Below are 8338 nucleotides of genomic sequence, written 5' to 3' on the forward strand. Positions count from 1 at the left end.
GCACGCGCTCGAACTGATGGACTTCGATACCGGCTGCGACCTGGCCTTGCTGCTGCAGGCCGCCGTCCGGCTGCCGGCCCTGATCGGCCACGACATTCCGAGCCAGATCGCCAAGGCCGGCCGGCGGCTCGACCTGCATGCGCCGCCGCCGGACTTCGCACAGTGGCGAGATCGCGCCCTGGCCCGCGGCGCCTGAACCCTCTCACCTTCTCTCAAAACGACATCCGGAGACTTGCATGAAACCCTCTAAAGACTACATCTCGCGCCGCCGGCTGGGCCTGGCCGTGCTCGGCTTTGCCGCCCTGGGCATGGCTCCGCTCCTGCATGCGCAGGCGCCTGCAGGCTACCCGAGCCGGCCGGTGATGCTGCTCGTGCCCACAGCGGCCGGCGGCACCACCGACATCGCCGCGCGCATGCTCGGCGTGCCGCTCGGCGGCGCGCTCGGCCAGACCGTGGTGGTCGACAACAAGGGGGGTGCCAACGGGGCCATCGCCGCCGTCGCGGTCAAGCGCGCCGAGCCCGACGGCTACACGCTGCTGATGCAGTATTCGGGCTATCACGTCATCACGCCGCTGGTCAGCAAGCAGGCCCCCCAATGGGAAGCGAAAGACCTCACGCCGGTGGCGAACGTGCTGTCGGCGCCGCAGATTGTGGTGGTGCGCGCCGACCTGCCCTTCAAGACCATGGCCGAATTCGTCGCCTACGCCAAGGCGCACCCGGGCAAGATCAACTACGCGTCCTCGGGCAACGGCTCGCTGCAGCACGCGACCGGCGCGATGCTCGAGCAGCAGGCCGGCATCCAGCTGACCCACATCCCGTACAAGGGCACCGGACCGGCGCTGCAGGACCTGCTCGGCGGCCAGGTCGACATCACCTTCGGCACCGCGCCCCCCTTCATGCCGCACATCCAGTCGGGCAAGCTGCGGGTGCTGGCCACCACCGGCAAGACCCGTCTGGCCAGCCTGCCGGACGTGCCGACGACCGCCGAAGCCGGCCTGCCGAAGCTCGACGCCACCTCGTGGTTCGGCGTCTTCGCACCCGCCAGGACACCCAGGCCGATCATCGACAAGCTGGGCGCGGAGATTGCCAAGGTCGTCTCCACGCCGGCCTTCAAGCAAAAGGCACAGGAACAGGGCGCCACGGCCGACTACCTAAACCCGCAGCAGATGGATGCCATGGTGAAGGCAGAGACCACGCGCTGGGCAGAGGTGATCAAGGCGGCGAAAATCGAAGCGGACTGAAATCCGCTCACAGCCGCGCAGCGGCTCGTCCGACAGCGGATCGTTCCAGGTCATCGATACTTCGAACATCATGCAGGATCTCGTTCGCGCCCCGCGTAAGGCCGCCGCCGCATTGGCCCTGCTGTGCGGCCTGCTGGCCGGCTGCGCCAGCGATCCGTCCCGCGTGCCGCTCGGTGCCGGCCGCGCCGAAGTGCTTCAGCAACTGGGCCCGCCGACCGCGACCTATCCCTTTGCCGGCGGAGAACGCCTGCAGTATTCGCGCGGTCCCATGGGATTCCAGGTCAGCAATGTCGACCTCGATGCTTCCGGACGCGTGCAGTCGGTGCGCCAGGAACTCGACGAAGGACTGTTCGGCAGCACCATCCGGCCCGGCGAGTGGCGCGTGCCCGACGTCCTCTTCACCTATGGGCCGCCCTACGAGCAGACGCGCGTGACCTCCTTCAACGGCACGGTCTGGTCGTGGCGCTACCTTCACATCAACAACCGGCGCCTCCTGTACATCTACGTCGATCCCACGGGTCGGGTCGACCACTACAACGTCGGCGACGAGTTGTTTGGAGATCGCTGGCGCTGGTAGCCGGCCTCGGGTTAGCGCATGGGAGCCAGGGCCTGCGCGGGCTTGGCCGCCGCCATCTGCGCCTGGGTCACGGTCACGCTGTAGGGCAGGACGCTCGAGGCGCTGACGGGATACCGGGTCGCGCACCCGCTGTCGGTGCAGAACATGATCTTCAGCACCCCCTCGTGGACGCCCACGCTCAGCGGCAGGTTCAGGGTGGGCAGATTAGGCGCGACAGTCGCGAAGGTGTTGGCGCCGGCGCCATACAACGGGTGCGCTTCCGGCTTGAGGATGCCAGACTCGTCGACCAGGAACACGCTCACTGGCCCGCTCGGAAGGTTCGAGGCGGTCGCGCTGATCGACAGCGTGGGCGCTTCCGGCGTGTCGACGGGAATCGTCATGGCGATCGAGGGCGGGTCGAAACGGACCACGATCTCGGACGGATCGGCATCGGTCGACGCGGTCGGTGTGCTGGCCTGGAAGACCTGGGAAACACTAGCGGTGCCTCCTCCGCTGCCGCCCGCTCCCGGGGCCGCGGCAACCAACATGTTGGGCGTGCCCCCACTGCCGCCGCCGCCGCACGCGACCAGCGCCAGCGCGAAAGAAAGAAGCGCCCCAGCACCCAGCAAGTCTTTCATGACCGCCCCCTCATGTGTGTTGGTGTCTCACGCAGTTCTCTGCACTGCACGCGCCGCCCGGCGTCCGATGATCGTGAAAATACGCAATGATCAACTGAAATGCAATCAAAACAATGCGAACCCCCCGCCGAGGACGGTACCGACCCGCACCTGTGGCTCGAGGCGGTCGAAGGCGCCGAAGCGCTGGCCTGGGTCCATGAGCGCAACGCACAGACCCTCGGCAGCCTGGCCGCGACGGACGAATTCGCCCGCACCAAGACCGCGGTRCAGGCCGTGCTCGACTCCGATGCGAAGATCCCCGAAATCTCCAAGCTCGGCGACTGCTATTACAACTTCTGGCGGGATGCCGATCACAAGATGGGCCTGTGGCGCCGCACCACGCTCGCCCAGTACCGAAGCGACGAACCGGCGTGGGAAACGGTGCTCGACCTCGACGCCCTCGCCGCCGCCGAGGGCGTGCACTGGGTCTGGCACGGCGCGACCGTGCTGCGGCCGAGCTACCGCAAGGCGCTCGTGAGCCTGTCGCCCGGAGGCTCCGACGCCGACGTGACGCGAGAGTTCGACCTCGTGGCCAAGGCCTTCGTGGCGCCCGAGCAGGGCGGCTTTTTCCGGTCGGAATCCAAGGGCGGCCTGGCCTGGATCGACGACGACACCGTGTATGCGTTCACGACGCTCGGCGAGGACGGGTCGACCACCTCGGGTTATCCACGGACAGCCAGGCGCTGGGCGCGCGGCACGCCCCTGGCGTCCGCCCCCATCGTGTACGCGGGCCTGGCCGACGATATGTACATCTCGGCCTACCGGATGCACACCCCCGGCTTCGAGCGCGACTTCGTCGCCCGGTCGCTCGCCTTCTACAGCGCCGAGCTCTACCTTCTGACCGAAGGAGACAGGCTGTCGAAGCTCGAACTGCCGCTGTCCGCCGAGCCGAGCATCCAGCGTGAATGGCTGCTGGTCGAGTTGCGCGAAGCCTGGAGCGTCGGCGGCCGCACGTACACCGCCGGCTCCCTGCTGGCGACCCATTTCGATCGGTTCATGGGCGGCGAGCGCGACTTCGCCGTGCTCTTCGAACCCGGCCCGACGTCCTCGCTGGCAGCCACGACCTGGACCCGCAACCACCTGGTGGTCAACGTGCTCGACGACGTCAAGAACCGCCTCCACGTCCTGACGCCGCCCGCCGGCGGCACCGGCCCCTGGACGCGCAGCGAGTTCGCCGGCGCCCCGGCCATCGGCAGCGTCGATGCGAGGGCGGTCGACCGGGACGCATCCGAGGCCGTTTGGCTGAGCGCCACCGACTACCTCACGCCCTCGACCTTCTCGCTGGCCACGCTGGGCCAGCCGCCCGAGTTGCTGAAGTCCATGCCGGCCTTCTTCGACGCCGGCGGACTGGTGGTCGAGCAGCAATTCGCCACCTCCGACGACGGCACCCGCGTGCCCTACTTCTTGGTGCGGCCAGCGGACCTGGCGTTCGACGGCACGGCACCGACGCTGCTGTACGGCTACGGCGGCTTCGAAGTCTCGCTCACCCCGGGCTACTCCGGCGCCCTCGGGCGCGCGTGGCTGGCCCGGGGCGGTGTGTACGTGGTGGCTAACATCCGCGGCGGCGGCGAGTACGGGCCGCGCTGGCACCAGGCTGCGCTCAAGCAGAACCGGCATCGCGCCTACGAGGATTTCTCCTCCGTGGCAAAGGACCTGGCGGCGCGCGGGATCACCTCGCCCAGCCACCTCGGGGTGCAGGGCGCCTCCAACGGCGGACTGCTCGCCGGCATGATGCTGACTCGCTATCCGGCGCTTTTCGGCGCCGTGGTGATCGAGGTGCCGCTGCTGGACATGCGGCGCTACGCGCGCCTGCTGGCCGGGGCTTCCTGGATGGCGGAGTACGGCGACCCCGACGACCCCGCGCAATGGGCCTGGATCCGGACCTTCTCGCCCTACCACCTGTTCGATCCCGGCCGCGACTACCCGCCGGTGCTGTTCACCACTTCGACCCGAGACGACCGCGTGCACCCGGCCCACGCACGCAAGATGGCGGCCGCGATGATCGAGGCCGGCAAGGACGTGAGCTACTACGAGAACATCGAAGGCGGCCACGGCGGTGCCGCGAACAACGAGCAGGCCGCGACGATGCAGGCGCTGGCCTACCKCTTCCTGTGGGAGCGGCTCGATCGGGCTGCGCGTTGACACTGGACGCACCGCCCCCTACCCTCGCGCACAGGACCGCGCCTGGAAAACGGACCGGTGCGCCGGTTGCGCCGTTCCCATTGATCACTACCGGAGCACACCGATGACACCCACCGTGAATCGAATCGGCCATCGAGTCGGCTTGGCCCTGCTCGCCGCCGTGGCGTTGCTGGGCGCCGATCGGGCGGCCCTGGCGCAGGACGCCAAGCCGGCGCCGATGGCCGCACCCGCCAAGGACTTCAAGGACGAGCGCGCACTGGCGCTGCTCAAGGGCATGAGCGACACGCTGGGCGGCGCCAAGACCTTGAGCTTCAGGGTCCGCGGCATCGTGCCGACGCCGTCGCCGACGGGCCAGTTCGTCAGCCTGTTCGCATCCTCGCGCGTGGTCATGCAGCGGCCCGACAAGCTGTTCGTGGAMGCGCGCGGCGACCTGTTCCCGAGCGACAGCTTCTATGACGGCAAGACCGTGACCGTGATCGGCGCCGACCGCAAGTTCTACGCGCAGCGCGATGCCGCGGGCGGCGCGATCGAGGCGCTGATGCAGAGCATCCAGCCGGGCTCCGACGCCACCGCGCCCTTCCTCGACCTGCTGGTCGCCGACCCGTATGCCTTCCTGACGAAGGACTTCAGCAGCGCCCTCTGGGTCGGGCAGTCGGCCATCGGCGGCGTCAAGACCGAGCACCTGGCGTTCACCGCCCCGGGTCTCGACTGGGAAGTCTGGATCGGCGCCGCGGACAAGCTGCCCCGCCTGATGGTCGTTTCCTACCGTACGGGCGAACGTCAGCCGACCTTCACGGTCGAGTTATCGGAGTGGAAGCTCAATGCGCCGGTCCCTGCCAAGACCTTCAGCGCCTCAATCCCGGCGGGCGCCGTGAAGCTCGAGTTCAAGCAGATGGGCCCGGCCAAGTGAGCGCGACAAGGAGCATTGCGATGAAGCAGATCAAGACCCTGGTCCTCGGAGTCGCCGTGGTGGCCGGCTCACTCATCCCGCTGTCGGCGGCCAACGCCTGGATCGCGGCCGCGGGCGGCTGGCGAGGCGGCGCAGTCGCGGTCGGCGGCTTCCACCCCTACCATCCCTATTACCGTCCTGCGGGCTGCTATGGCTGCGGGGCAGCCGCGGGCGCTGTCGCGGGCATGGCGGTGGGTGCGGCGATCGCCGATGCGAGCCGCCCCGCCGTGGTGGTCCAGCAGCCAGCCGTGGTCGTTCAGGCACCGCCCGTGATCGTGCAGTCCGGCATGCCGCTCGGCACCCAGCTGGCCGCCTTGCCCGGCGACGCCAGGAGCATGGTGGTGAACGGGGTCCACTACTATCAGTCGGGACCGACCTGGTACAAGCCGTACTTCGGCTCCAGCGGCGTGTACTACGAGGTGGTGCCGGCACCGTAGGTCGACCAAATTCCAGGCGCCACGCAAGCGCACGCCCGCGATCCCCGATCGCAGGAAGCAGATGCAAATGGCAAAGTCCCGGTCCCAGCCACTGTCGATGCCTTCGTCCCCCGGCGAGAGCGAGCTGCGCGCGCTGCTGGCCGAGCGCGAGGCCGAACTAGCACAGCGCACCGGCGAACTTGCGCTCATCAACAGCGTCCAGCAAGGCATGGCCGCGCGGCTGGAGTTCCAGGCCATCGTCCGCACGGTGGGCGACAAGCTGCGCGAGCTGTTCGACTCCGGCGACGTGAATATCCTGTGGTGGGACGACAAGACCCAGCTGATCCAGGCGCTGTACCGCTACGAACACAACCGCCCGCTGCCGCTGCCGCCGGCGCGGCCGCTGAAGCCGGGAGAGCCGATGGAGCGGGTCATCCGAACCCGCAAGGGCGGCGTGGCAAACACGCGCGAGGAGCAGACCCGGGCCGGACTGCAGCCGGCGCCGGGCACCGACTGGGCGCATTCGCTCGCCGCGGTGCCGATCATCGGCAGCGACCGGGTCCTGGGCCTGATCGCCCTGCAGGACCACGAGCGCGAATTCGCCTTCGGCAGCCACCAGATCCGGCTGCTCGAAACGGTGGCCGCCAGCATGGGGGTGGCCCTGGAGAACGCCCGGCTGTTCGACGAGACGCAGGAGGCGCTGAAACGCCAGACGGCAACCTCCGAGGTCCTGAGGATCATCAGCGGCTCGCCCACCGACGTCCAGCCGGTGCTCGACGCGGTGGCCGAGCGTGCCGGCCTGCTGTGCCGGGCCGAGGGCAGCCGGGTATGGCTGGCGATCGGCGATCAGCTGCGCGCGATGACCAGCTACGGGCCTGCCTACGACAGCAGTTCGGTGGGCGCGGAACTGCCATTGCGCCGCAGCTCGATCGGCGGACGGGCGTTCCTCGAGCGCCGCTGCGTGCATGTCGAAGACGTCGTGCCATTGCTCGACAGCGAATATCCCGACGTGCGCGAGCTCCAGGCACGCAATGGTTTTCGCACGGTGCTCGCCGTGCCCATGCTTCGCGACGGCCGCTCGATCGGCGTGATCGTGCTGCTGCGCAACCAGCCGTGCCCCTTCACGCCGGCGGAGATCGGACTGGTGCAGACCTTCGCCGACCAGGCGGTCATCGCGATCGAGAACGTACGTCTCTTCAACGAAACCAGGGAAGCGCTCGAGCAGCAGACGGCCATCTCCGAGATCCTGCGGGTCATCAGCAGCTCGCCGACTGCGACACAGCCGGTGTTCGATGCCATCGTGGAGGCTTGCCAGCGCCTGTTCGACGGTCGTGCGGTCGCCTTCTGCGTGCCGCGCGACGGCATGGTGGAGACCGTGGCCTTCGTCGACGACGGCACGCGAGGCAGCCGGGAAGGCGGCTTCCTGAAGCCCTGGCCGCTGGATCGCGGCAGCGCGGCCGGCGCCAGCATGCTCGACGCCCGCATCATCAACGTGGCCGACACCCAACTCGGGGTCCAGGAGTTTCCGCGCATGAAAGACCTGGCGCTGGCGCTGGGCTACCGGTCGGGCCTGTTCGTTCCGCTGATGAAGGAGCAACGGGCCATCGGATCCATCGCCATCCTGCGCGGCACGACGGGCGCCTTCAGCGAGCAGGAAACGAAGCTCGCGCGAACCTTCGCGGACCAGGCGGTGATCGCCATCGAGAACGCCCGGCTCTTCAACGAGACCCGCGAGGCGCTGGAGCAGCAGAAGGCCACCACCGACGTGCTGCAGGTCATCAGCGGTTCCATGGAGGACGCGCAGCCCGTGTTCGACAAGATCCTGGAGAGCTGCCAGCGCCTGTTCTCCGGGTCGCAGATGGGTATCTCGCTGATCGGCAGCGATGGCCTGGTCCACCTGGGAGCGCACCGGGGCGCTGCCCGTGCCGCGCTCGAGCGCCACTATCCGCGGCCGATCGAACACACGCCCTTCGGCCAGGCCAAGGGGGGTCTCGACTTTCTCCACATTCCCGATACGCTGGCCGAACCGTCGCTGCCGACCTTCATGCGCCAGATCGCCGAGCAGGTGGGCAGCTACGCGATCATGATCGCCCCGCTGATGTGGGAGGGCTGCAGCATCGGCTCGATCCACGTGACCCGCCAGCCCCCGGGGCCGTTCGACAGCAAGGAGATCAAGCTGCTGAAGACCTTTGCCGACCAGGCCGTGATCGCGATCCAGAACGCGCGCATGTTCGCCGAAACCAAGGAGGCGCGGGCCGCCGCCGAGGCCGCCAACGAAGCCAAGAGCGCCTTCCTGGCGACCATGAGCCACGAGATCCGCACGCCGATGAACGCGGTGATAGGCATGAGCGGCCTGC

General features: G+C 68.6%; 7 protein-coding genes and 1 pseudogene. 7 read left to right on the forward strand and 1 reads right to left on the reverse strand.

The window, feature by feature from the left end; translation table 11 throughout:
* The 3 genes and pseudogenes from AC1DY5_RS32260 to AC1DY5_RS32270 all read left to right on the forward strand — a co-directional run.
* Positions 1 to 196: pseudogene (locus AC1DY5_RS32260) on the forward strand (hydroxymethylglutaryl-CoA lyase); the annotation flags it as partial.
* Positions 197 to 236: 40 nt separating this feature from the next.
* Positions 237 to 1241, forward strand: coding sequence for a Bug family tripartite tricarboxylate transporter substrate binding protein (locus tag AC1DY5_RS32265; RefSeq protein WP_478118107.1), 1005 nt, complete (start codon positions 237 to 239; stop codon positions 1239 to 1241).
* 70 nt (positions 1242 to 1311) lie between these two features.
* Positions 1312 to 1818, forward strand: coding sequence for a hypothetical protein (locus AC1DY5_RS32270; protein ID WP_478118111.1), 507 nt, complete (start codon positions 1312 to 1314; stop codon positions 1816 to 1818).
* 11 nt (positions 1819 to 1829) lie between these two features.
* On the opposite strand, the gene AC1DY5_RS32275 is transcribed toward AC1DY5_RS32270, so the two are convergent.
* Positions 1830 to 2435, reverse strand: a complete 606-nt coding sequence (locus AC1DY5_RS32275; protein ID WP_478118113.1) for a hypothetical protein — start codon at positions 2433 to 2435, stop codon at positions 1830 to 1832.
* 99 nt (positions 2436 to 2534) lie between these two features.
* On the opposite strand from AC1DY5_RS32275, the gene AC1DY5_RS32280 reads away from it, so the two are divergent.
* The 4 genes from AC1DY5_RS32280 to AC1DY5_RS32295 form a co-directional block, all read left to right on the forward strand.
* Entirely contained in the window at positions 2535 to 4616 is a 2082-nt protein-coding gene (locus AC1DY5_RS32280; RefSeq protein ID WP_478118115.1) for a prolyl oligopeptidase family serine peptidase, read from the forward strand.
* 103 nt (positions 4617 to 4719) lie between these two features.
* A complete protein-coding gene (locus AC1DY5_RS32285) occupies positions 4720 to 5526 on the forward strand; it encodes a DUF2092 domain-containing protein (protein WP_478118117.1) in 807 nt (268 codons plus the stop codon).
* 20 nt (positions 5527 to 5546) lie between these two features.
* Entirely contained in the window at positions 5547 to 6002 is a 456-nt protein-coding gene (locus tag AC1DY5_RS32290; RefSeq protein WP_478118119.1) for a hypothetical protein, read from the forward strand.
* A 67-nt stretch (positions 6003 to 6069) separates the two neighbouring features.
* Positions 6070 to 8338, forward strand: a 2269-nt coding sequence (locus AC1DY5_RS32295) for a GAF domain-containing protein (protein WP_478118121.1), incomplete at its 3' end; no start/stop codon positions are given.

It is taken from the genome of Variovorax sp. P4_D9 (assembly GCF_056401695.1).